Origin of the sequence: Bradyrhizobium manausense (genome assembly GCF_018130615.1) — a bacterium.
In the GTDB taxonomy this organism is placed as follows: domain Bacteria; phylum Pseudomonadota; class Alphaproteobacteria; order Rhizobiales; family Xanthobacteraceae; genus Bradyrhizobium; species Bradyrhizobium manausense_A.
This window is the reverse complement of the sequence record NZ_JAFCKB010000022.1, coordinates 16,125-39,495: the sequence shown is the minus strand read 5'-3', so window position 1 is coordinate 39,495 and position 23,371 is coordinate 16,125. Positions and strand designations below refer to the sequence as shown.

At 64.4% G+C, this 23,371-nt stretch carries 20 protein-coding genes and 1 pseudogene; 14 read left to right on the top strand and 7 right to left on the bottom strand.

Going from position 1 to position 23,371, the window contains the following annotated elements:
• Nucleotides 1-86: 86 nt before the first annotated feature.
• Nucleotides 87-1,181, bottom strand: a complete 1,095-nt coding sequence (locus JQ587_RS30535; RefSeq protein WP_212303544.1) for a citrate synthase/methylcitrate synthase — start codon at nt 1,179-1,181, stop codon at nt 87-89.
• A gap of 83 nt (nt 1,182-1,264) precedes the next feature.
• Here JQ587_RS30535 and JQ587_RS30530 point away from each other — a divergent pair, with 83 nt between their 5' ends.
• Nucleotides 1,265-2,485 (top strand): citrate/2-methylcitrate synthase, encoded by a 1,221-nt coding sequence (locus tag JQ587_RS30530; RefSeq protein WP_212427810.1) that lies wholly within the window; start codon nt 1,265-1,267, stop codon nt 2,483-2,485.
• A gap of 155 nt (nt 2,486-2,640) precedes the next feature.
• On the opposite strand, the gene JQ587_RS30525 is transcribed toward JQ587_RS30530, so the two are convergent.
• A complete protein-coding gene (locus JQ587_RS30525; RefSeq protein WP_212427809.1) occupies nt 2,641-3,300 on the bottom strand; it encodes a DedA family protein in 660 nt (219 codons plus the stop codon).
• Nucleotides 3,301-3,597: 297 nt separating this feature from the next.
• Between JQ587_RS30525 and cobS the strand changes: the two genes are divergently transcribed.
• The 5 genes from cobS (at nt 3,598) to JQ587_RS30500 (ending at nt 9,763) form a co-directional block, all read left to right on the top strand.
• Entirely contained in the window at nt 3,598-4,596 is a 999-nt protein-coding gene (gene cobS / locus JQ587_RS30520; protein ID WP_128949368.1) for a cobaltochelatase subunit CobS, read from the top strand.
• Between the two features lie 153 nt (nt 4,597-4,749).
• A complete protein-coding gene (gene cobT, locus JQ587_RS30515; protein WP_212303541.1) occupies nt 4,750-6,654 on the top strand; it encodes a cobaltochelatase subunit CobT in 1,905 nt (634 codons plus the stop codon).
• Nucleotides 6,651-7,721, top strand: a complete 1,071-nt coding sequence (locus JQ587_RS30510; protein WP_212427808.1) for an esterase-like activity of phytase family protein — start codon at nt 6,651-6,653, stop codon at nt 7,719-7,721. Before cobT ends, JQ587_RS30510 begins: the two co-directional genes overlap by 4 nt.
• Before the next feature lie 229 nt (nt 7,722-7,950).
• Entirely contained in the window at nt 7,951-9,063 is a 1,113-nt protein-coding gene (locus JQ587_RS30505) for an NADH:flavin oxidoreductase/NADH oxidase (RefSeq protein WP_212427807.1), read from the top strand.
• A gap of 289 nt (nt 9,064-9,352) precedes the next feature.
• Nucleotides 9,353-9,763 (top strand): hypothetical protein, encoded by a 411-nt coding sequence (locus tag JQ587_RS30500; protein ID WP_212303538.1) that lies wholly within the window; start codon nt 9,353-9,355, stop codon nt 9,761-9,763.
• Between the two features lie 98 nt (nt 9,764-9,861).
• On the opposite strand, the gene JQ587_RS30495 is transcribed toward JQ587_RS30500, so the two are convergent.
• The 3 genes from JQ587_RS30495 to JQ587_RS36985 all read right to left on the bottom strand — a co-directional run bounded on the left by JQ587_RS30495 (nt 9,862) and on the right by JQ587_RS36985 (nt 12,164).
• A complete protein-coding gene (locus tag JQ587_RS30495; protein WP_212303537.1) occupies nt 9,862-10,107 on the bottom strand; it encodes a PilZ domain-containing protein in 246 nt (81 codons plus the stop codon).
• A gap of 383 nt (nt 10,108-10,490) precedes the next feature.
• Complete coding sequence (locus tag JQ587_RS30490; protein WP_212427806.1) at nt 10,491-11,819, bottom strand: T6SS phospholipase effector Tle1-like catalytic domain-containing protein; 1,329 nt, start codon at nt 11,817-11,819, stop codon at nt 10,491-10,493.
• Between the two features lie 210 nt (nt 11,820-12,029).
• The gene (locus JQ587_RS36985) at nt 12,030-12,164 is read right to left on the bottom strand and encodes a hypothetical protein (RefSeq protein ID WP_283815704.1); all 135 of its coding nucleotides are present in this window, start codon (nt 12,162-12,164) and stop codon (nt 12,030-12,032) included.
• Between the two features lie 467 nt (nt 12,165-12,631).
• Between JQ587_RS36985 and JQ587_RS30485 the strand changes: the two genes are divergently transcribed.
• The 3 genes from JQ587_RS30485 to JQ587_RS30475 all read left to right on the top strand — a co-directional run bounded on the left by JQ587_RS30485 (nt 12,632) and on the right by JQ587_RS30475 (nt 13,659).
• On the top strand, nt 12,632-12,898 hold the full coding sequence (locus JQ587_RS30485) for a hypothetical protein (RefSeq protein ID WP_212427805.1): 267 nt from the start codon (nt 12,632-12,634) through the stop codon (nt 12,896-12,898).
• A complete protein-coding gene (locus JQ587_RS30480) occupies nt 12,891-13,187 on the top strand; it encodes a hypothetical protein (protein WP_212303962.1) in 297 nt (98 codons plus the stop codon). Before JQ587_RS30485 ends, JQ587_RS30480 begins: the two co-directional genes overlap by 8 nt.
• A gap of 193 nt (nt 13,188-13,380) precedes the next feature.
• Nucleotides 13,381-13,659, top strand: coding sequence for a DUF1488 family protein (locus JQ587_RS30475; protein WP_212303961.1), 279 nt, complete (start codon nt 13,381-13,383; stop codon nt 13,657-13,659).
• A gap of 146 nt (nt 13,660-13,805) precedes the next feature.
• On the opposite strand, the gene JQ587_RS30470 is transcribed toward JQ587_RS30475, so the two are convergent.
• Together JQ587_RS30470 and rpmB are read right to left on the bottom strand one after the other, a co-directional pair.
• Nucleotides 13,806-15,416, bottom strand: coding sequence for an ATP-dependent nuclease (locus tag JQ587_RS30470; protein ID WP_212427804.1), 1,611 nt, complete (start codon nt 15,414-15,416; stop codon nt 13,806-13,808).
• A gap of 324 nt (nt 15,417-15,740) precedes the next feature.
• A complete protein-coding gene (rpmB, locus tag JQ587_RS30465) occupies nt 15,741-16,046 on the bottom strand; it encodes a 50S ribosomal protein L28 (protein WP_212427803.1) in 306 nt (101 codons plus the stop codon).
• A 548-nt stretch (nt 16,047-16,594) separates the two neighbouring features.
• Here rpmB and JQ587_RS30460 point away from each other — a divergent pair.
• The 5 genes and pseudogenes from JQ587_RS30460 to JQ587_RS30440 all read left to right on the top strand — a co-directional run bounded on the left by JQ587_RS30460 (nt 16,595) and on the right by JQ587_RS30440 (nt 23,291).
• Nucleotides 16,595-17,404 (top strand): DUF3108 domain-containing protein, encoded by an 810-nt coding sequence (locus JQ587_RS30460; RefSeq protein ID WP_249154610.1) that lies wholly within the window; start codon nt 16,595-16,597, stop codon nt 17,402-17,404.
• A 599-nt stretch (nt 17,405-18,003) separates the two neighbouring features.
• Nucleotides 18,004-21,357 carry a helicase-related protein gene (locus tag JQ587_RS30455; protein ID WP_212427801.1) on the top strand — a complete coding sequence of 1,118 codons (3,354 nt, stop codon included), beginning with the start codon at nt 18,004-18,006 and terminating at the stop codon, nt 21,355-21,357.
• A 13-nt stretch (nt 21,358-21,370) separates the two neighbouring features.
• Nucleotides 21,371-21,640, top strand: a pseudogene (locus JQ587_RS30450) (RNA-binding S4 domain-containing protein); the annotation flags it as partial.
• Nucleotides 21,641-21,772: 132 nt separating this feature from the next.
• The gene (fdxA, locus tag JQ587_RS30445) at nt 21,773-22,111 is read left to right on the top strand and encodes a ferredoxin FdxA (RefSeq protein WP_018643465.1); all 339 of its coding nucleotides are present in this window, start codon (nt 21,773-21,775) and stop codon (nt 22,109-22,111) included.
• 349 nt (nt 22,112-22,460) lie between these two features.
• On the top strand, nt 22,461-23,291 hold the full coding sequence (locus JQ587_RS30440) for a CarD family transcriptional regulator (RefSeq protein ID WP_212427800.1): 831 nt from the start codon (nt 22,461-22,463) through the stop codon (nt 23,289-23,291).
• Nucleotides 23,292-23,371: the final 80 nt, after the last annotated feature.

The following is a 23,371-nucleotide window of genomic DNA, read 5'->3' as shown; positions in this document are numbered from 1 at the left end:
TTGCAATTTCGGCGCGATGGTGGGCACGGCGCAAATGCGCCTTTGCCCACCCTACACGATACCGAACTCGCGGAGACGTCCGCGCCTCACGCCTTCGGCATCGCTCCCACATAGGACGAACTCGGCCGGATCAACCGCCCGGTCCGCTGCTGCTCGCGCGCATGCGCGGTCCATCCGGCGGCGCGGGCGACGGCGAAGATCGGCGTGAACGCCTGCCTCGGGATCGCCAGCGCATCGAGCAGGATCGCGGTGAAAAACTCCACATTGGTCTCCAGCGGCCGGTCCGGATTCTTCTTGCGCAGCGCTGCGCGGATATAGGCCTCGACCTCGCCGGCAAACGGCAGGTCGGTGCCGTTGGAGGCGAGCGCCTCGACTGCGGTCTTGAGGACGTCGGCGCGCGGATCGCGGACGCGATAGACACGGTGACCGAAACCCATCATCCGCTCGCCGCGCGCCAGCGCCGCATCCACCCAGGGCTGGATCCGCTCGCGCGAGCCGATCGCATCCAGCATTTCCAGCACCGGCTCCGGCGCACCGCCATGCAGCGGACCGGTGAGCGCGCAATAGCCGGCGGTGACGGCCGCGAACAGATCGGCCTGCGTCGAGGCCACCACGCGCGCGGTGAAGGTCGAGGCGTTCATGCCGTGGTCGCTGGCGGTGACGAGATAGGCATCGAGCGCGGTGACCTCCCGCGCGGCGGGCGCGCGTCCGTGCAGCATGCGCAGCGTATCGGCGGCATGGCTCACGGTCGGATCGGGCGCGATCGGGTCGAGCCCCTTTGCGCGCCGGACCAGCGCGCCGGCGATCACCGGAAACGCGCCGACGATGGTTGCCTCGTGCTCCAGTCCATGCTCGGCGCGAAGCCCTGCGACCGCCGCACGAAACCCGTCGATGATGCCCATGCCCTGGGTTGCCGGCAGCAGCACGGAGAGCCGCGCGAAGGCGCGCTCGCGCGCCGCGCCCAGGCTCGCCCGCACATTGGCTTCGCTGAGGGTGGTCTTGCTGGCGCCATTCCAGAGCCGGGCGGTGACGCCCTCAAAGCTCGATTTTGCGGCGAGGGTCCCGACATGCTCGCCGGCAATGATCAGCTCGCCGCGCTCGCCGTCGACATGGCTCAGCACGGTTTCGGCCGCGGGAACGCCGTCCAGCCCGATCTGGCTTTTGGTGAGGTGGATATTCATGGCCCGAATCTCCCTTTTTGCACTGCACCGAGGGAAAATCAGGCCTCTCGACAGATTGATCAATCTTGATTACGTAAATCAATATGAATAATTCGGAAGGCCTCTATCTCTCCGCCCGGGAAGCCGCCGCCGAGCTCGCGATCTCGCCGGCCACGCTCTACGCCTATGTCAGCCGGGGCCTGATCCGCTCCGAGCCGACGCCGGACTCGCGCAAGAATCGCTATCGGGCCGAGGACGTCCGCGCCCTGAAGGAGCGGCGGGTGCCGTCTCCGGAACCGCGCGGCCTGCGCAGCTTCGATGCCGATCTGCCCGTCATGGACACGGAGATCTCGACCATCACCGAGGAGGGCGCGATCTACCGCGGCGTCAACTGTGTCGATCTCGCCGAGAACGACACGCTGGAGCACACCGCAACGCTGCTCTGGGACGTCTCCGACGTCGATCCCTTCGCTCCTGACAACCAGCCGAAAATGTCCGACGAGATGCGTGCGATAGCGGACGCTGCGCGCCGCGCAGCTCCGATCGACCGCGCCATCGCGGTGCTCGCGCTCGCGACCAGCGCGGATTCCCGCGCCTTCACCCGCGCGCCCGATGGCCGCGCGATGGTCGGCGGACGCATCGTCCGTCTCCTTGTTGCCACGATGCTAAATTCCGAGCCGTCATCCGAGCCGTTGCATCAGCAGATCGCGCGCGCCTGGGCAGGCGACAACAAGCACGCGCCCGATCTCATCCGCCGCGCGCTGGTGCTGCTGGCCGACCACGAATTGAACGCCTCGACCTTCACGGCGCGCTGCGCGGCCTCGACCGGTCTCAGTCTCTATGATGCCGTCATCGCGGGCCTCGCCGCGCTGAAGGGTCCGAAGCATGGCGGCGCCGGCGTGCTGGCCTCGCAACTCGTCAAGACACTGGTCGACCGCGACGTCGAGCCGATGGTGCGTGAGCGCGTTGCGCTCGGCGAGCGCTTTCCGGGCTTTGGCCACGGCGTCTACAAGCGCGGCGATCCCCGTGCGCAGTCGCTGCTGAACGCATTGGCGCGCGCCGGCGCACCGCGCAAATTCACGAAAGAGGTGCCCGAGCGAATTGCGGAAGCGACCGGCGAGTTCGTCAATATCGACTATGTGCTCGCCGTGCTCGTTCACGCGCTGCGCCTGCCCGCCGGCAGCGAGCTCGCGCTGTTCGCCATGGCGCGCAGCGTCGGCTGGATCGCGCATGCGAGCGAGCAATTGCAATTCGGCAAGCTGATCCGGCCAAGGGCGAGGTATGTGGGACCGGCACCGGGGAGGAGGGCGGGAGCTGCTGGCTAGCGCAAATCTCTCCACCGTCGTCCTGGCGAAGACCAGCACCCACCGCGGATTCTATCGATGGTGCACGGTCGCAATGCCGAGCGACGAATCTTCGCCAAACTGCTCCCTGGGGTAAATGGGTCCTGGCTTTCGCCAGGACGACTCTGGGAGAGGTTCTACGCCCGCGGCTTGGCCGCGGCGACGACGCCATTCTGCCGGCGGCGGTAGAACCAGACACCGAGTCCGCCGATGATCGCCACCGCCACCACGGTCAAGATCCAGATGTGCTTGAACGGATGCCCGTGGTGCGGCAGGCCGAAATATTGGTGGAAGGCCGACACCGCCAGCACGCCCGGCAGCACATGGGCCGGCGCCCAGACCAGGATCGCCGGGATGTTGACCGCGTAGAATTTTGCCGGCGCCATGTCGAGCGCCCCGGCCGTAATCGGGACGAAGGCGCGGATCGGCGGCACGAACCGGGCGAAGAACACGGCCCAGCTGCCGAAGCGGTGGAAGAAGGTCTCGCTCTCCTCGACGACGCGCGGATAATTGGTCAGCGGCCAGGTGTTGAGGATCTTGCGCTGCTGCCGGTGACCGAGCCAGTAGGCGGAGCCGTCGCCCAGCACGGCGCCAAATGCGGCCGCCAGAAGCACCCATTGCAGCTTCAGGTCCCCGCCGGGAACCAGCGCGCTGAGCGCCAGGATGATGGTCGAGCCGGGGATGACCGACCCCACCACCGGCACCGCTTCGAGCAGCGCTGCCAGGAACAGGGTCAGATAGGCCAGCCACGCATGGACTGAAACGAAGGATATCAGGGGATCAAGGAAGGACGTCACGTCGTCTCTGTAGCGGGCTGGGGCATTCGGGTTCAGACCCTTACCTAAGTAGGGACGGCCGATGAAAGTGCCATTCGCTTGGGCAACGCGGCTGTCCGGGGCGAAATTTGGGCGAGATTTGCAGGGCAGCCTTCCAAAAATCGCGTTCCTTGCCTATCTAAATGAAAAGACAGTGGAACTTTGATTGGGGCGCGGGCTTCTGCCGGCTCCTCGTCTCTGATAGGTTCGCAGCCGCACCCAGCCGCAGCCAACGTGCAAATAACTGGTCTCGGGACCGCCCGGGGCCTCGGAGGATTGATGACGACCGCCGCCATGTCCAAAGTTGAGGAAGTTTCCGGTTTGCCCGACATGAAGGTGTCGGTGCGCCAGGTGTTTGGGATCGACAGCGATCTCGAGGTCCCCGCCTATTCCGAAGTCGATCCTCACGTCCCTGAAGTCGATTCCGACTACCGTTTCGATCGCGCCACCACGCTTGCCATTCTCGCCGGTTTCGCCCGCAACCGCCGCGTGATGGTGACCGGCTATCACGGTACCGGTAAATCCACCCATATCGAGCAGGTCGCCGCCCGCCTGAACTGGCCCTGCGTGCGCGTCAACCTCGACAGCCACATCAGCCGTATCGACCTCGTCGGAAAGGACTCCATCGTGGTCCGCGACGGCAAGCAGGTCACCGAATTCCGTGACGGTATCCTGCCCTGGGCGCTGCAGAACAACGTCGCGCTGGTGTTCGACGAATACGACGCCGGCCGCCCGGACGTGATGTTCGTGATTCAGCGCGTGCTGGAAGTTTCGGGTCGGCTGACGCTGCTCGACCAAAACAAGGTGATCAAGCCGCATCCGGCCTTCCGCCTGTTTGCGACGGCGAACACCGTTGGCCTCGGCGACACCTCGGGTCTCTATCACGGCACCCAGCAGATCAACCAGGGCCAGATGGACCGCTGGTCGATCGTCACCACGCTCAACTACCTCAGCCACGACGAGGAAGTGGAGATCGTGCTGGCGAAGGCCAAGCACTATCGCACCCAGGAAGGCCGCGACATCGTCAACAAGATGGTGCGCCTTGCCGATCTCACCCGTAATGCCTTCGCTAATGGCGATCTGTCGACGGTGATGAGCCCGCGCACGGTGATTACCTGGGCGGAAAACGCCGACATCTTCGGCGATATCGGCTTCGCCTTCCGTGTCACCTTCCTCAACAAGTGCGACGAGCTCGAGCGTCCCCTGGTCGCCGAGTTCTACCAGCGCTGCTTCAATGCGGAGCTGCCGGAATCGGCAGTCAATGTGGCGCTCAGCTGAGGTTGAGATGTCGTCCCGGACAAGCGAAGCGCAGATCCGGGACCCATAACCACAGGCCGTGGTTGTTGCGAAGATCGGGGCCGTCAGTGTGCTCACTAACTGCTCCCTGTGGCTATGGGTCCCCGCCTTCGCGGGGACGACGGTGAGATCGAGATGAGCACCACCTCCAACTCCAAATTCCGCAGCAGCAAGGAAGCGCCGACCGAGCCGTTCAAGCGCTCCGTCGCCTCCTGCCTCAAGGCGATCGCGAAGTCGCCCGAGCTCGACGTCTCCTTCGCCGCCGAGCGTCCGGGCCTCGCGCCCGGCAAGGCGCGGCTGCCGGAGCCGGCGCGCAAGATGACCAAGCGCGACGCCGCGATCGTGCGCGGCCATGCCGACTCCATTGCGCTGAAGATCGCCTGTCACGATGCCAAGCTGCATCGCAAGCTGATGCCCGGCAATCCGCAGGCGCGCGGCGTGTTCGAGGCGGTCGAGCAGGCCCGTGTCGAGGCGATCGGCGCGCGCCGCATGGCGGGCGTTGCGAAAAACCTCACCGCGATGCTCGACGACCATTTCCATCGTGGCAAGTTCGACGAGATCACCGACCGCGCCGACGCGCCGCTGGCCGATGCGCTGGCGATGCTGGTGCGCGAGCGCCTGACCGGGATGGCGCCGCCGGCGGCCGCGAAGAAGATGGTCGATCTCTGGCGGCCGATCCTGGAAGACAAAATTGGCAAGCGGCTCGACCGGCTCGATGGCGTGGTCGAGGACCAGACCAAGTTCGGCGATGCCGTGCATGATCTCCTGACCGCGCTCGAGCTCGGTGACGAGCGCAGCGCCGATAGTGAGGACAACGACGACAACGACGAGAACCAGGACGGCGACAACGATCAGTCCGGCGCGGAAGGCTCACCCGATTCCGACGCCGCGCAGGAGATGAGCGCCGACCAGGCGCAGGCTTCGTCCGAGGAGATGAGCGAGAGCGCGATGGAAAGCGCGCAGGCCTCGACGTCAGATACGTTCGACGACGGCGAGCTCGGCGACGACGAGACGCCGGGCGAGGCGACGCGTCCGAACTCGCACGGCAAGAACGAGCCGCGCGGGCCGGAATATCACGCCTTCGCACCGAAATTCGACGAGGTCATCGCGGCCGAGGATCTTTGCGACCATGACGAGCTGGAGCGCCTGCGCGCCTATCTCGATAAGCAGCTCGCGCATCTGCAAGGCATCGTCGCCCGTCTCGCCAACCGGCTGCAGCGCCGCCTGATGGCGCAGCAGAATCGCGCCTGGGAGTTCGACCTCGAAGAGGGCATTCTGGACCCTGCGCGCCTGTCGCGCGTGGTTACCGATCCCTATCACCCGCTGTCCTTCATGCACGAGAAGGAGGCGACGTTCCGCGACACCGTGGTGACGCTGCTGCTCGACAATTCCGGCTCGATGCGCGGCCGCCCGATCACGGTCGCCGCCACCTGCGCCGACATTCTCGCGCGCACGCTGGAGCGTTGCGGCGTCAAGGTCGAAATCCTCGGCTTCACCACGCGCGCCTGGAAGGGCGGGCAATCCCGCGAGGCGTGGCTCGCCGCCGGCAAGCCGGCCAGTCCCGGCCGCCTCAACGATCTCCGCCACATCATCTACAAATCCGCCGACGCGCCCTGGCGTCGTGCGCGGAAAAATCTCGGCCTGATGATGCGCGAGGGGCTGCTGAAGGAGAACATCGACGGCGAGGCGCTGGACTGGGCGCACAAGCGCCTGCTCGGCCGGCCCGAGCAGCGCAAGATCCTGATGATGATCTCGGACGGCGCGCCGGTCGACGATTCCACGCTGTCGGTCAATCCCGGCAATTATCTCGAGCGGCACCTGCGCCACATCATCGAGGAGATCGAGACCCGCTCGCCGGTCGAGCTGATCGCGATCGGCATCGGCCATGACGTGACGCGCTACTACCGCCGCGCGGTGACGATCGTGGACGCCGAGGAACTCGGCGGCGCCATCACCGAGAAGCTCGCCGAACTCTTCAGCGAGACCAATACGGCGCCGACCCAGCCGGCCAATCGCCCGCGACGCAAACTGCATTCGTGAGCACACTTCAATCCCGCCGCAGCTTTCTTGGCCATGCGGCGGCGGGATTTTCCACCCTCGCTCTCCCACGGCTCGCGCAAGCGCAGTCCGCGTCGCGGCCTGCGCAGGCCGAGCACGCCGTCACCGAAGCCGTCGGCATCGAGGTCAACGCGCGGCAGATCCCGTTCTTCGAGCCGCGCGACCGCGCGCGCGTGCGCTTCGGGCAGCTGGCATATCGCAGCGGTTTGGTCCTGACCTCGCCGCATCGCGGCTTCGGCGGCCTGTCCGGCTTGCGCTTCCTCGATGACAAGGGCGAGCGCTTTCTTGCGCTGTCGGATCAAGGCAGCTGGTTCACCGGCGCGATCCGCTACGCCAACGGCAAGATGGCCGGGCTCGATGACGTCGAGGCCGCGCCGATGCTCAATTCCGAGGGGCGGCCGATCACGGAGAAGCGGCTCTGGTACGACACCGAGTCGCTCGCGCGCGACGGCTCGCTGGTTTATGTCGGGCTCGAGCGCGTCAACCAGATCATGCGCTTCGATTTCGCGCGCGGCGGCACCCGCGCCCGCGGCGAGGTGGTGCCGACGCCGCCGGCCTTGCGCAAGCTGCCCTACAACAAGGGGCTCGAGGCGCTGGTGTTCGTCCCGAAGGGCATGAAGGGCCAGCCGCTCGCGGGCACGCTGATCGCGATGGCGGAAGGCGGCTTCGATGCCGACGGCAATCTGATCGGCTTCTTGATCGGAGGCCCAATGCCCGGCCAGTTCAGCATCAAGCGCACCGACAAGCAGTATATCAGCGACGCCGTGCTGCTGCCCTCGGGCGAGCTCTTGATCCTCGAACGCAAATTCTCCTGGTTCACCGGCATCAACATCCGCATCCGCTCGCTCCCCTTGAAGGGAATCGCGCCGGGCGCATTGGTCGACGGTCCCGTGCTGTTCGAGGCCGATCTCGGCCACGAGATCGACAACATGGAAGGCATCGATGCCCACGTCACGGCGGAGGGCGAGACCGTGCTGACGCTGGTGTCGGACGATAATTTCTCCATGCTCCAGCGCACCCTGCTGCTGCAGTTCACGCTGGTGGAGTAGGGCTCCAGCTCTCCGGTAATCCGCTGTCGTCCCCGACAAGCGAAGCGCCGATCTTGTGGCTATGGACCCCGGGGCTCACGCTTTGCGTACCCCGGGATGACGGCTGAGTTTGCAGTGGCCCGTAATGCATGGCGCCGCGGGCCGCCATGCTCCTCGCGCAACTGGCAATTCGTGCGTCGCTCACTAAACTCCATGCAATCGCTTCCATTCCTCCGATCCGGATCCTTGCATGAGCGCCCTGTTTTCCCCGATCAAGCTGCGCGGCCTGACGCTGAAGAACCGCCTGGTGGTGTCGCCGATGTGCCAGTATTCGGCCGAGGACGGCGTGCCGACCGACTGGCATTTCACCCACATCAACAATCTCGCGCTGTCGGGGGCGGCGATGTTCTGCATCGAGGCGACCCATGTCGAGGCGATCGGCCGCATCACGCCGGGCTGTCTCGGGCTCTACAGCGACGCCTCCGAGGCCGCGCTGAAGCAGATCCTCACATCGGTCCGCAAGCATTCCTCCACCGCGATCGCGATGCAGCTCGCCCATGCCGGCCGCAAGGCTTCCAGCGCGCGGCCCTGGGACGGCGGCCAGCTGATACCGCTCGGCGAAGGCGGCTGGCAGACGGTGGCGCCGTCGGCGCTGCCGCACAAGGAGGGTGAGGCGGCGCCCGTGGCGCTCGATGCCGCGGGGCTGAAGCGCATCCGCGAGGCTTTCGTAGACAGCGCCAAGCGCGCGGAGCGCATCGGCATCGATGCGATCGAGCTGCACGGCGCGCACGGCTATCTCATGCATCAGTTCCTGTCACCGATCTCGAACAAGCGCACCGACGAATATGGCGGTTCGCTCGAGAACCGCATGCGCTTCCCGCTCGAGATCTTCGACGCCGTGCGCGCCGTGTTCCCGCACGACAAGCCCGTGGGCATGCGGGTGTCGTCGATCGATTGGGTCGAGGGCGGCTGGGATCTGGCGCAGACCATCGAATTCGCGCGGGCGCTGAAGGCGCGCGGCGTCGACTGGATCGATGCCTCCTCCGGCGGCGTCTCCGCCTTGCAGAAGATCACGCTCGGCCCCGGCTATCAGGTGCAGTTCGCGGAGGCCATCAAGCGCGAGACGGGATTGCCGACCATCGCGGTCGGTCTGATCACGGACGCGAAGCACGCCGAGGAGATCGTCAGTAGCGGCAAGGCCGACATGGTCGCGCTCGGCCGCGCCATGCTCTACGACCCCCGCTGGGGCTGGCACGCCGCCGCCGAACTCGGCGGCGAAGTCGAGGCCCCGCCGCAATATTGGCGCTCGCAGCCCTCGACGCAGAAGGCGCTGTTCGGCAAGACCACCTTCGGGGCGCGGTAGGGGGCACCAGCGGCGCTCCAACAATAGTGTCGCCCCGGCGAAGGCCGGGGCCCATACCGCGTGATCTCACGATGGCGCGCGGCGTGCATTAACAACATCACCTAGAGTCTTCGCACAACTGCTCCCTGTGTGATGGGTCCCGGCCTTCGCCGGGACGACAGTGGAGGATGACGCGCGGCTAATGCGCCTCGCTCGCACGCGACCTCACGCATCCGTAACTCTCCTCACCTTCCACCCCAGACAAAACTGGCCTAACCTCCTCGCAGCTCAACGGCGCGCGAGGCTCGCCATGCGGTACCGTGTTCGCAAGTCTGCCCATGTGCTGGAACGGATCGGCCTCGCGATGGCGGGCGCCGCGTGCGGGCTGTTCGTCGGCGCCTATGTCGGATCGGCGGTTCCCGCGCTCACCACGCAGGGCTTTCTGCTGTTGATGATGCTGCTCGGCGTCGTCGGCTTCTATCTCGGCATCGACACGCCGCAGCTGCCGTTCGACGAAGCGCATAGCGAGATCGACGCCGCCGAATTCCTCAGCTCCGCCGGCACGCTCTGCGCCACGCTCACGGCGCTGGCGTCGGTTGCCGTCATCGTGCTGCGGCTCGAGCCGCACGATGCGCTGACCTGGCTGGTGTTCCTCGGCTGGATCGCCGGCGTCGCGATGCAGATCGTCGCGGGCGCAAAGGCGCGGATGCGGAAGGCGTGAGGGGCCGGTAGCGGCGCCTCAAACCCCGCCGTCGTCCTGGCGTTCGCCAGGGCGACACCGAGTTTGTAGCAGCGCCCTGAACGACGACGACGAGGAAATCAAAACACCACGCCCACCCGCGTGCCGCGCTTCCAGGCGATCCGGCAGCGCTTCTTGGTGTTCACGTGCAGCAGCTCGAACCGATCGGGAATCTTCACCTGTCCGCCGAGATCGACGCAGGCCCCGCCGGGCGAATAGTCGATCAGCGTGCAGACGATCACCGGCGCGCGCGGGTCGGTGATGATCTTGGCCTGGCGCGACACCAGGCCTGCGGGCTTCACCCGGACATGTCGACGCGGATGCATTGGCACTCTCCTCCAATACCGCGGACGGCGCGGTGGGCTTGGGGAACAATGATGGCGGAGCAGGTGATGCGAAGAGGCTAAAGCGGGGCGGAGAATTTTAATGAAAAGTAGCGGTGGTTGGAGAAAGTAGCGGTAGTGGGGTGGGGGGGGGGCGGAAGGGCGGGCGGGATGATGGAGAGATGCGCTACGGCCGCCAAAATCTCCACCGTCGTCCTGGCGAAGGCCAGGACCCACCCCCAGGGAGGCGTTTGGCGAAGACTCGTCGTCCGGTACACCTACCTACTGCAATCGAGAAATCACGCGGTATGGGTCCTGGCTTTCGCCAGGACGACACCATTTGTGTGGCGCGGACCCGCCACAACAACTGTCATTGCGCCCCACCATCACCCCGCCACGCTCTCCCCCACCTCCGCCTCAACACCAGGGCCCGTCGGCACCGGCATCGGCACCGTCACAAACTCCTTCGGCATGTTCACCGGCCGGTAGTCCGGCTCCACCGCCATCCGCTTCAACACACTCTCATGCACATGCGCGCCTTCGGGAATGAGGCGCGGTTCGCAATCGGGGATGTAGAAGCCGAGAAACACCTTCCGCTCCGGCCATTCCTTGTAGGTCGCGCGCTTCGGCAAAAATTCCAGCACGCGCCAGGCCGCGCTCATCGAATCGTGCAGCTTGCCCGCCTTGCCGGTGAAAGCCGGCTCGACATATCTGAACGGCGAGTTCTTGCGCTCCCGGCCCCAGGCGAGCTGCTTCACCGTGCTCGGGTTGAAGTTCAGCCCGGCCTTCGCCGCTTCCTCGATCATCCAGATCAGCGGATATTTCGACTCCGCGCTTTCCGCCTCGGGATAGCCGCCGCCGACGTCGCAATGCACGCCGGCGAACCACACCTGCAGAATGTCCTGCGCCACCTTCTTCTCGTCGGGCACATAGCGGTGGCTCCAGAACTCCTGCGGCTCCTCATACGCCTTCAGGCGGAACATGCAGCGCCGCTCGTCGATCGCGATCGCCTGGCGGAAGATGTTGACGCTGGGATTGCGCAGCGTGAAGGCGAGCTCCTCCAGGCTGAACACGAGGAAGAACACGTCGCGCCGCGGCACGATCACGCTCGCCACCGTGTCCCACACGCCGATGAAGTGGATGGTCGGCCAGCGCGTCGAGGTGATGCGCGCGAACTGGGCGGCGAGGTCGAATTCGTCCTTCGGCAGCGGCCCCTGGTCGTCGACGGCGATGTCCTTGAGGTCCTCGATGTCGTTGCCGTGGCCGAGCCCGGAATATTGCTTGTAGGCGACGAGGCCAGAGCCTGCGAGGTTCGCCTGCTCCGGCGAGATCAGCCCCACCTTGTGGATCAGCCCCGCCAGCACGCGAACGGTGTAGGCACCGCGCGAAAAACCGAACAGATAGATCCTGTCGCCGGGCGCATAATGCTCGACCAGGAAGCAATAGGCCGAGAGCACGTTGTCATCGAGCCCGTAGCCGGTGGCGAGCCCCAGCACCAGCCTGATGTTGGCCTTCCACCTGTTCCAGGTCGACGGCTCCGTCACCGTGCCGACCCCGGGATCGTAAAATACCATCTGCCGCGGCTGCGTCTTGTCGGTCTTGCGCAGGCAGCGATAGAGCTTCAGGACGTTGGAGATGTTCTCCGAGATCTCGTTGCCGGTGCCGTCACAGCAGATGACGAGGTTCTTCGGGGTGGGATTGGCCGAGTGCTCCATGGGATGCGCCTCCGGGTGATGCTACCGGGGCGAGCATAGCAAAAAAGCGCGACGGCGAGGAGACGGCGGGTGGTTGCCGCGAAGGCGGTGCGCTCACCCGGAATTTGCTATGCAAATTCCGACCTCGCCCCGCATCCGCCTTCGCCTAGGCTTCGGCGGACAAGAGCGGGGCGAGGTGAAGAAGCAGCTGCGCTGAGGCGATCGCGAGGCCTACTTCTTCTTCCCCGGCCCGAAATCCGGCTGCCACGCCGCTTCCTTGCGGCTCGGCGCCGCGGCGATCACCTTGGCTTTGTCCTTCTTCGGCTTCTTGGCTTCGCGATTGCTGCGCTGCTGTCCCTTGGCCATGATTTCGTCTCCTCCAGAGGTTTCGAATGAACTTGGCTCGACCGATGGCAACACGCATCCTGCGCGGCGCGCAGGCGCATCCAAGACGTACGCCTGCATCACCCCAATAGCGAGAACTAAAACGCCGCGCGTGCTCACTGGATGCGGCCGCTGCCGGCCACGGAGCGTGATCCACCTCTCCCATAGGGAGAGGTCGGAGCGCATCGAAAGATGCGTTCCGGGTGAGGGGTTGCGGTCTCACCGAATGCCGCGGCCCCTCACCCGGATTGCACTGGACGACGCTTCGCATCGCCAGGCGCAATCCGACCTCTCCCCGCTGGGGAGAGGTGAGCACCAAGTCTCGCTAGCGAGCCCAATCTCATCTCCGCATACGGCAGCGACGATAGCGCTGGCTATTGCCGGACATTGAGCGCATGGTCGTCGTTGCCGGTCGGTTGGGGCCGCTCTCGTGAGGAAGGCAGGCGTGCATGACCATCCGGTCGCGGCGGGAGACCGTCACGTTCAGGCATCCGTTCCGCATCCACGGCATCGACCGGCTGCTGCCCGCGGGCAGCTATCCCGTGATCGCCGACGAGGAGACGATCGAGAGCGAGACCTTCTCGGCCTGGCGCCGCGTCGGCACGTCGATCATCGTGCCCGTGGACGGCGTGCTCGGCTCGGTGGAGATGCGCTCGATCCGCGCGATCGACCTTGCCGACGCGATGGCGTCCGACGCGAGCATCGCCAATGACTGACACCCCCGTCGATCTCGACAAGCATCGCGGCATGGCCGCGCAGAAGGCGACCGACCTGCGCCGCGCGCTGGCCGAGGTCGAGAGCAATGTCCGGCAGCTGCGCGAGCGCGAGGCCGATCTCGAAAACCGCCTGATGACCGTGCCCGCCGCCTCCTGGTCCGAAGCCGCCGTGAAGGCGCGCTACCTCCTCAACCTCTACGCCGCAAGCCTGCCGACCGAGGACACCCGCCACCGCGCCCTGGTCGCCGCCCTGTTCGACGACTTCGCGAGGCTGGGCGGGGATAGCTAAGTAAGCCGCGGGCGGCCTGCGGCGACCGAGGCGCGCGCGCGGAATACATCTGTCGTCCCGGCGAAGGCCGGGACCCATAACCACGAAAGCGCGTTGTTTCGGATAGCGTGGCCACAGCGTCTTTCAAATAGAGCCGATCGACGATTGGAACGCGCAGCGGCGATCGCGCAACCCGCGTAACAGGAGTAACCCCATGCCCCTCACCAGCGGCCGTTTCATCGGCCACGAGCAGGACCGCGGCATCATCCAGTTCTCGATGCACGACGGGCCAAAGGAAATTCCCTGCGCGATCTCGACCTCGGCCATGGACGATCTCGAACGCGGCCCCCAAACCCGCCCCGACCAGCGCGAAGCCCAGTTCGCCCGCCTCCGCGACCGCATCGAAACCCGCGTCGCCAGCAAATACCGCGCAGCCGAGTTCGAAGGCACCCCGCCGGGGATCGTGCTGCGGAGCATTGATTTTCGGGGGTAGGGGGAGGCGGCGAGTTATGGCGGCGCGGACCTGATCATCTTGCGCAGTCAGCGATGGAGCTTCAGCTGAGAGCTCGTTGCCGCGCGCGTCACAGCAGATGATGAGCAATTCTTCCTGATCCGAGGCGCTAACGAGACTTGGACGAATTAGATTCTCTCAAGGAACTGGCCGACGTCGGTGGACAATAGGTCTGCTTTGTTCATGAAATGGGCGATTCGCCAGTTATCAGCTTTAGCCCAACCGTTAGCGTGCTCAGCCATCCGCTCGTATTCTGTCAGTGCGGAAAAGCCTTCACCCAGAGCGGCCTTTACAGCATGATCCGGAAGATAATTCTCTATGGCACGCCTTCCGGTCACGCAAACTTGGAAGCCTATTTTAGTGCAAGTCTCCGCAAATTGCTGGCGGCGCTCGGCGGCCGGTTCATTGCTGTTGAAGCGCTCGCTGTCGACAAGCACAGAGACGTTGTTTGATAGCCGCTTTAGCTCTGCGAGTTCGATTTCTCGATGGCCAGCAGCCATCTGATCTCCTCCCAACGGGAGGATCACTGTTGTGTGTTCTTTTCCAAGCAACCGAAGCATCTGTTGCACAACTTTGACGTCGTGCACTCCTTCAACAAGCAAAATCCGATCGCAGCCCATCTCTTTGAAGCTAGTAAAGCTTAGTTCACCGAGAAACTCACTGTAGCTGGTTGTCGCGGCAAAGGGTCGTACGACTGGACCAAGCTTGCTACGCTGAACAGAATAAACTCGCTCCGCTACCGAGCGGGCTAACCCGATGGAATGCGTGGAAAATATGCAGCCAATCCGAGCATACTGAGCCAAGGTGAGTAGAAAATCGATCTGTAAGGCGGGATGAAGATTTGTCTCGGGCTCATCTATCAAAATTAAAGTAGGGCGCGCGGTAGCTGCATTTCCTAACGCCATGATAAACTGCGAGATGCCTGATCCCAACGCACTCAACCGATACGGATGCCCATCGATTGAGACGATCAGGGTCTTCAAACTTAGCGACGCATTGATTTCCAATTGTTCAAACTCAAAAAGTCTTCGGATCTCTTCTGTGATTTTTCCTATTGCTCGTGAATGCGCGATATTTCCGGCTGTCTTCCAGTTATTCCAAAGTTCAATAAATGCTGTTCCGATTTGAAAATCAAAGTACTGGCCAGAGCCTTCGTTTAGTGCGTTGCGAAAAGCTCCATAGTATTTCGCGCTTCTTAGGGCTTTGAATGCGTCCAACACGTATCCAAAATAGTAAGTTATCGTATTTGATGAATCCGCAACTGTCGTGTCGTCTCGATCAACGTAACCGTTGAATGAACGGACTCGATCTTTTGGGCTTTGAAAAGAGAATGCGTCAACTTGCCAATTCATCGGCGCTGCGCGCGAGCATTTGACGACCACACGATTAATCGTGTGGTCGAATTCCTTCGATGGGGACGCTCCTACCACCTCGAATTCGATAGTTATCCCGCGGTCGTTGGTATTGTTGAAGAGTTCAACTGGATCAGATGTCCCCGGATAGTTGCCGCATGACAGTTGCTCTCCGGTAGTTGCGAAGAAAAGATTTGGCCTAGTGGCGAATGGCCGCGAGAGAAGTTCAAAGAGGGGGCGTAGTTCATAAACGAGCAACTTGAGCGCAGACTTGCCAACGTTGTTCGACCCGACAAAGGCAGTCAATCCGGGGCCAATTTCGAACCGTGCTGGAGCCTGGTCTGAAAATCCGCGATAATTTTTGACTGTTACGCGAAATGTTTCCATTGGTGTGAGCCATTGCTACAGACAGAAGTGCTTCTTGCGGTCTCACGACGCGCTCGAAGTTTGAAGTGTCTAGCCGATCGAGTGTGCGCCAGCGCGCTTCGTTATAAACACCAGACTTCTTCAAAAGAGGCTTGTAGTCACAACCTGGCGCGCAGTTATAGATTGTAGTTCTTCTATCTACAGTTGTCCGCCGCCGAAGTCGATTCAACGCGGCTCATACAAACAAAAACGGCCGGATCTTTCGATCCGGCCGCAACGCAAAACTCGACTGACTAAGCCTACGCCACGCGACGCAACTTAGCCCCCGCCCAATTCGGAAATATCTTAGCTGGCCTTCTTGACCGGCGCGTCGCCGACCTTCTTCTGGATGGCGCGCTTCAGCTCGAGGGCGCGCGGCGACAGGGCGTCGGCCTTGGCCTTGAGCAGGTAGGCGTCCAGGCCGCCATTGTGGTCGACGCTCTTCACCGCGTTGGTGGAGACGCGCAGGCGCACGTTGCGCTCCAGGGCTTCGCTGATGAAGGTCACGTTGACCAGGTTCGGCAGGAAGCGGCGCTTGGTCTTGATGTTGGAGTGGCTGACCTTGTGGCCGACGAGGGGGCCCTTGGCCGTCAGTTCGCAGCGGCGAGACATGGCAAAAATCCTTGTTTCGAACCCCCAACGATTGCGGCCGCCATTCGGGGCGCCACGGGGGCTAATTCTGTGTCCTTGTAGGGAGCGGGCGGACGTATAGGGGGATAGGGGCGGGTAGTCAAGGATTTGGGCCACGGATCGTGCCCCGGGATAAGGTGCGCTCCCTCCCCCGCCTGCGGGGGAGGGTTGGGGAGAGGGTGTCACCGTGGTGGGAACGTAGTGGATGTCCCCCAGAGGAGAAAGCCCTCACCCGCGCTGCGCGCGACCTCTCCCGCAAGCGGGAGAGGTTATCCCGCCGGGGCGGGGACACGGGCCGATCACCAAAACGGCAATGTTTAAAGCGCCTTACCATCACATAAAGGGCGCAATCGCGCCTGAAAGACTCCGGTGAGTTCCCGGCTATAGCGGCCCGGATGCATTGCTTGCGGCCGTAACAGGCTTAAGTAACAACACTCGCTCTCCGATTGGATCGTTTCGTGCCCACCTCACCCCTCTTTCCGCCCCGGCTGCGTGCGGCCGGCCGGCTGGCTGCTGTTGTCCGGCTGGCCCTGGCTGCGCTTGGCGGGCTGGTGCTGGCATGGGCGGCGGAGCCTGCGGCGGCGCAGGGCAAGCTCGAGGCGCAATATGAGGCGACTTTGGCCGGCATTCCGGTCGGCCGCGGCGCCTGGAACATCGATATCCAGGACGACGTGTTCTCGGCGGCGGCCTCCGGCGGCACCACCGGCATCTTGAAATCGTTCGCGGGCGGGTCCGGCACCGGCGCCTCGCAGGGTCGCATCGTCAATGGTGCGCTGGTCGCTTCCGCCTACCAGGCTTCCACCACCACCTCGAAGAAGACCGAAGAGATCCACATCACGCTCGACAAGGGCAACGTGAAGGAGTTCGGCATCATTCCGGAGCCGCCGGTCGATGCCGACCGCATCGTCGTCACCGACGCGCATCGCCGCGGCGTGTTCGATCCGATGACGGCCTCGCTGGTCCGCGTGCCCGGAACCGGCGATTCCTTGTCGCCGGAGGCCTGCCACGGCAGCGCGCCCGTGTTCGACGGCCGCATGCGCTACGAGCTCAAGCTCGATTTCAAGCGCATGGAGACCGTGAAGGCGGAGAAGGGCTATCACGGCCCGGTCGTGGTCTGCGCGCTCTATTTCGTGCCGATCGCCGGCTACATCCCCGACCGCCCCGTGATCAAATACCTCGCCGCCCAGCGCAACATCGAGATCGCGCTGGCGCCGGTCGCGGGCACGCGCATCCTGGTTCCATTCTGGCTGAAAGTGCCGACGCCGCTGGGGCCGGCGATGCTGGAAGCGACCAGCTTCATCACCACCGCCCAGCCGCCAAGGGTGGCGAAGACGCAGTAAGGTCTTCGCCGCGCACGCCCCTCCCAGGCCGTCATCCTGAGGTGGCAGCCCTCTTGGGCGGCCCTCGGAGGACGACAGCCCGACTACTCTCTCCCGCATCAACAATATCAATGACTTACCTACTGTGCATGGGGTTGTTTTGACGAAAGAGGTGAGGGGCCCGTCATGCCGGGGAATCCATTTGACTCCTCCCCGATTCTGATTCGACTCCGCGCCATCCCCAACTTAAGGAAATCCGTCATCGAAACGTCGCTTGTGCGGCAGCCCAAAACTCCATCTAGTGCGACGGAAACAAGAGTCCCGCGACATGTTGCGTGAACGTAACGGGACTCACTGGGGAGTCTGCGATTCGGCCGCGATTCGTTCTAGAGTCGTTCCGAAGCTTAAAGCGCGAGGGAAAAGCGTCGCAAAGTGAGACAGTTGCGCGGGATTTGCACGGCTCTCTCGTCCCCCTCGCCCCGTTCTTACGGGGAGAGGGTTGGGGTGAGGGGCTGCTTCCATGGATGCGGTGACAGTCGGACGCGCGGAGAGTCCCCCTCACCTCGCCGCCCCAGACAGCACTGACATTCGCCTCAATCGCCACTACCTAATCATTCAGAATGGCCTTTCCTCCTTCCCCCTTCGCTTCCGAGCGCGCGCTGTCCGATCGGGTGCCCGGCGCCGGCGTCACTGCGGTGCTCGGGCCGACCAACACCGGCAAGACCCATCTCGCCATCGAACGGATGCTTGCGCATTCCTCGGGCATGATCGGCCTGCCGCTGCGGCTGCTCGCGCGCGAGGTCTATAACAAGATCGTCGGGCGCGTCGGCCCCGAGGCCGTCGCGCTGATCACCGGCGAGGAGAAGATCAAGCCGAAGAATCCGCGCTATTGGGTCTCGACCGTCGAGGCGATGCCGCGCGACATCGACGTCTCCTTCCTCGCCGTCGACGAGATCCAGATCGCCTCCGACCTGGAGCGCGGCCACGTCTTCACCGACCGCATCCTCAACCGCCGCGGCCGCGACGAGACGCTGCTTTTGGGCGCGGCGACGATGCGCCCGATCATCGAGCGGCTGTTGCCCGGCGTCTCCATGATCACCCGGCCCCGGCTGTCGCAGCTGGAATTTGCCGGTGATCGCAAGATCACGCGCCAGCCGCGCCGCACCGCGATCGTCGCGTTCTCGGCCGACGAGGTCTATGCCATCGCCGAGCTGATCAAGCGCCAGCATGGCGGTGCCGCCGTGGTGCTGGGATCGCTGTCGCCGCGCACGCGCAATGCGCAGGTCGAGATGTTCCAGAACGGCGACGTCGACTATCTCGTCGCCACCGACGCCGTCGGCATGGGCCTCAATCTCGACGTCGACCATGTCGCGTTCGCCTCCGACCGCAAGTTCGACGGCTATCAGTTCCGAAGGCTCACGCCGGCCGAGTTCGCGCAGATCGCCGGCCGCGCCGGCCGCGCCACGCGCAACGGCACCTTTGGCACCACCGGCCGCTGCGGTCCGTTCGAGCCCGAGCTCGTGAACGCGCTCCAGAACCACACCTTCGACCCCGTGAAGATGCTGCAATGGCGCAACTCGAAGCTGGATTGCTCCTCCCTCGGCGCGCTCCAGGTCTCGCTCAACCTGGCCCCCGGCCACGAGACGCTGACCCGGGCGCCGATCGCCGAAGACATGCGCGTGCTCGACCATGCCGCCCGCGACGTCGAGGTGCGCGATATCGCGCATGGCAAGGCCGCCGTGGAGCGGCTGTGGGAGGCCTGCCAGGTCCCGGATTACCGAAAGCTGTCGCCGGCGGCCCACGCCGAGCTCGTCACCACGCTCTACGGCTTCCTGATGCAGAAGGGCTGCATCCCGGATTCCTGGTTTGCCGCCCAGGTCGACCAGGCCGACCGCATCGACGGCGATATCGACACGCTGTCGGCCCGGATCGCGCAGATTCGCACCTGGACCTTCGTCGCCAACCGCCCGGACTGGCTGAGAGACCCCGAACGCTGGCAGGGGATCGCCCGCGAGGTCGAAAATAAATTATCGGATGCGCTCCATGAACGCTTGACTGAGCGTTTCGTTGATCGCCGGACCAGTGTATTGATGCGCCGCCTGCGGGAGAACACGAGCTTGAATACGGAAATCGGCAAGACCGGCGAAGTCATCGTCGAAGGCCATGTCATCGGCCGCCTCGATGGCTTCACCTTTGCACCGGATGCGGCGGAAGCCGGCTCCGATGCGAAAGCCTTGCAGGCTGCCGCGCAAGCGGTGCTCGCCGGCGAGATCAACACGCGCGCCGAAAAGCTCGGCAACGCGCCGGACGATCAGTTCGTGCTGACCTCCGATGGCACCATCCGCTGGACCGGCGATGCCGTGGCGCGACTGACCGCCGCAGAGGAGGCGCTGCATCCGCGCATCCGCATCATCTCGGATGAGCGGCTGACCGGCGGCCCCCGTGAGAAGGTGCAGGCGCGGCTCGATCTCTGGCTCAAGACGCATATCGAGAAGCTGCTCGGGCCGATGTTCGAGCTGTCGAAGGCCGAGGACGTCACGGGGATCGCCCGCGGCATCGCCTATCAGCTGGTCGAGGCGCTCGGCGTGCTCGAGCGTCCCAAGATCGCCAATGAGCTGAAGGATCTCGACCAGCCCTCGCGCGCGACGCTCCGTAAATACGGCGTCCGCTTCGGTGCCTATCACATCTATTTCCCCGGCATCCTGAAGCCCGCCGCGCGTGCGCTGGCCGCGCTGCTGTGGGCGCTGAAGCAGGACAATGTCGATCTGTCGGCGCTGTCAGGCGCGCAGCATCTGGCATCGTCGGGCCGCACCTCGTTCCCGGTCGACAAGCAGCTGCCGCGCGATGCCTATCGCGTGCTCGGCTACAAGCAGGCCGGCGAGCGCGCCGTGCGCGTCGACATTCTGGAGCGCCTTGCCGATTTGATCCGACCCGCTTTGGCCTGGCGTGACAATGCGCCCGGCGAAAAGCCCGCCGGCGCGTTCGACGGCCGCAGCTTTGTGGTGACGCAGGCGATGACCTCGCTCACCGGCTCCGCCGGCGAGGACTTTGCCTCGGTGCTGCGTGCGCTCGGCTATCGTATGGAAAAGCGTCCGCCGCTGCCGGTGAAGCCCGCGGCGCCTGCCGCTGCGGAGACGCCCGTTGCGGACGTTTCCGCTGAGACGCCTGCGACGGAGGATGCTGCCGCCGCTGCGGAGACGGCCATTGAGGCCGCTGGCGAGCCAGTCACCGTCGAAGACGCGCCCGGCATGGAGCAGCAGGACGAGCCCGCGCACGAAGAGCCGGCGCTCGAAGCCTCGCCTGAAGCACCTGTCACGCCCGAGGATGCCCCCGGCATCGCGCCGCCGGCCGAGGAGGCCGCTGCACCCACGGAAGCTGCTGAAGCTGCTCCGGCCGAGACCGCTGCAACGGAAGCTGCCGCGTCGCCCGATGCCGCTGCGCCCGCCGAGCCCGAGCTCGTCGAGGTCTGGCGTCCCGGCGGCCGTCACGAGGATCGCAAGCCCCGCCACGAGCGCCATCGCCACCAGCGCCACACCAACCAGCGTCCGCAGGCCGGTGCTGAAGCTGGCGCCGCGGCCGCGCCCGGCGAAGCAGCCGAAGGCGCCAAGCCGGGCGAGCGCCATCGTCACGGCGGTGGGCATCGCCGCGACGGCGGCAGGGATTTCCGCAAGGGCCGTGAAGGCGGCGAGGGCGGAGAGCGCCGCGACGACCGCAACCGCAGCTTCCAGGGCAAGGACCGCGACAAGGATCGCGATCGCAACCGCGACAACAAGAAGTTCGGCGGCGATCGTGACAAGGGCCGTGACAATCGTGGCCGCGACCGCGACAAGGGGCGCGACCGTCAGGGCGGTCCGTCGCTGCGTCCCTACGCCTCGAGCGCCAGCCCGCGGGAGCGCGATCGCCCGGCCGACCCGAACTCGCCCTTCGCAAAGCTCGCCGCGCTGAAAGAGCAGCTCGCCGGTCGGAAGGAGTAAGCCCACGACCACCGAGCGGCAGCGCCTCGACAAATGGCTGTGGCACGCGCGGGTGGTGAAGGCGCGCACCTCGGCGGCTGAGCTCGTCGAGTCCGGTCACGTCCGCATCAACGGCACGCGCGAGACATCGCCGGGTCATGCGATCAAGATCGGCGACGTCATCACCGTCGCGCTCGACCGCACCGTGCGGGTGTTGAAGGTGACTGATTTCAACGAGCGCCGCGGCGATGCCGCCTCGGCGCGCGTGCTCTATGAGGAGCTCGGCGACGTAAAGCGCAATTAATTGCGGTTTGTATTCATTTCTTGGTCGATCAAACACATAAAGCCGTCATGATCGGGCCTTCCCGACCTTGCAGCGCGGGGCCATCCGCGCTACGCAAGCCGCGACTTTTAAAAGAGCTTTTCGGAGCGTTGGATGACTTACGTCGTCACTGAAAACTGCATCAAGTGCAAGTACACCGACTGCGTCGAGGTCTGCCCGGTCGACTGTTTCTACGAGGGTGACAACATGCTCGTCATCCATCCGGACGAGTGCATCGATTGCGGCGTGTGCGAGCCGGAATGCCCCGCCGACGCCATCAAGCCGGACACGGAACCCGGCCTCGAAAAGTGGCTGCAGGTCAACGCCGACTACGCCAAGAGCTGGCCGAACATCACCCAGAAAAAAGAATCACCTGCCGATGCGAAGGAGTTCGACGGCATGGAGGGCAAGTTCGAGAAATATTTTTCTCCGAACCCCGGCTCCGGGGACTAAAATCCGGCGCAAACTTAACCCTAATACTGTCGTTGCCGCTGAAAACCAGCCCTCAAGACCCCTAAATCATTGATTTTTGCGGGAAATGTGCTATATTGGGCACATTAAGCCGAACCCCGTCAGCCTCGTTGGCCCCTCTGGGTTCCCGTGAAACCAAATGTCGAAACAGGGGCGTGGCAGTTTCCGCGCGCAGGCTGTGTCACAGAAAACGCGTAAAAAGAGTACTTCAGCGAGGGCTTCCCATAAGGAGGCCAAAAAAGTCGCCGCGGCCAGCCGTAGCGCATCCAAGGGTCGGGCCGCTGCCAAGGCGCCGCCGGCTGCAAAGTCCTCGAAGAACAAAAGAAGCGCAATGCCTAACAAGACTGCCAAACCGGCCGCGAAAGCGACCGTTGCCAAGCCTGCTGCTGCCAAGGCTCACGCTGCCAAGCCCGTTGCTCCGAAGGCTCCCGTTGCTGCCGCCCCTGCCAAGGCCCCCGTTGCTGCCGCCCCTGCCAAGGCCCCCGTTGCTGCTGCCAAGCCGGCTGTGAAGGCCGCTGCACCCGCGCCGAAGGTCGAGGAAAAGAAGGTCGTGACCCAGCGTCAGGGCTTCAAGGCCAATGAATTCGTCGTCTATCCCGCTCACGGCGTCGGTCAGATCCTGGCCATCGAGGAGCAGGAGATCGCCGGCGCGAAGCTCGAGCTGTTCGTCATCAACTTCATCAAGGACAAGATGACGCTGCGCGTTCCGACCGCGAAGGTCGCCAACGTCGGCATGCGCAAGCTGTCCGAGCCCGCGTTGGTGAAGAAGGCGCTCGAGACGCTCAAGGGCCGCGCCCGCGTCAAGCGCACCATGTGGTCGCGCCGCGCCCAGGAATACGAAGCAAAGATCAATTCGGGCGACATCGTCGCGATCGCGGAAGTCGTGCGCGATCTCTATCGCTCGGAGTCGCAGCCCGAGCAGTCGTACTCCGAACGCCAGCTCTATGAAGCGGCGCTCGATCGCCTCTCCCGCGAGATCGCGGTGGTGCAGCACTCGACCGAGACCGAAGCGGTCAAGGAGATCGAGGCCCAGCTCGCCAAGAGCCCGCGCCGCGCCAATGCCAAGGCGGAAGCCGCTGATGGCGAGGGCGAGACGGATGCCGAGGGCGATACCGACGATACCGATGGCGACGACACCGCCGTCGCGGACGAGGCTGCGTAAGCGCACCCGCCGATCACAACAGATCAAAAGCCCGGCCGCTCGGCCGGGCTTTTTGTTTGGACGCGGATCCAGCGCCGATC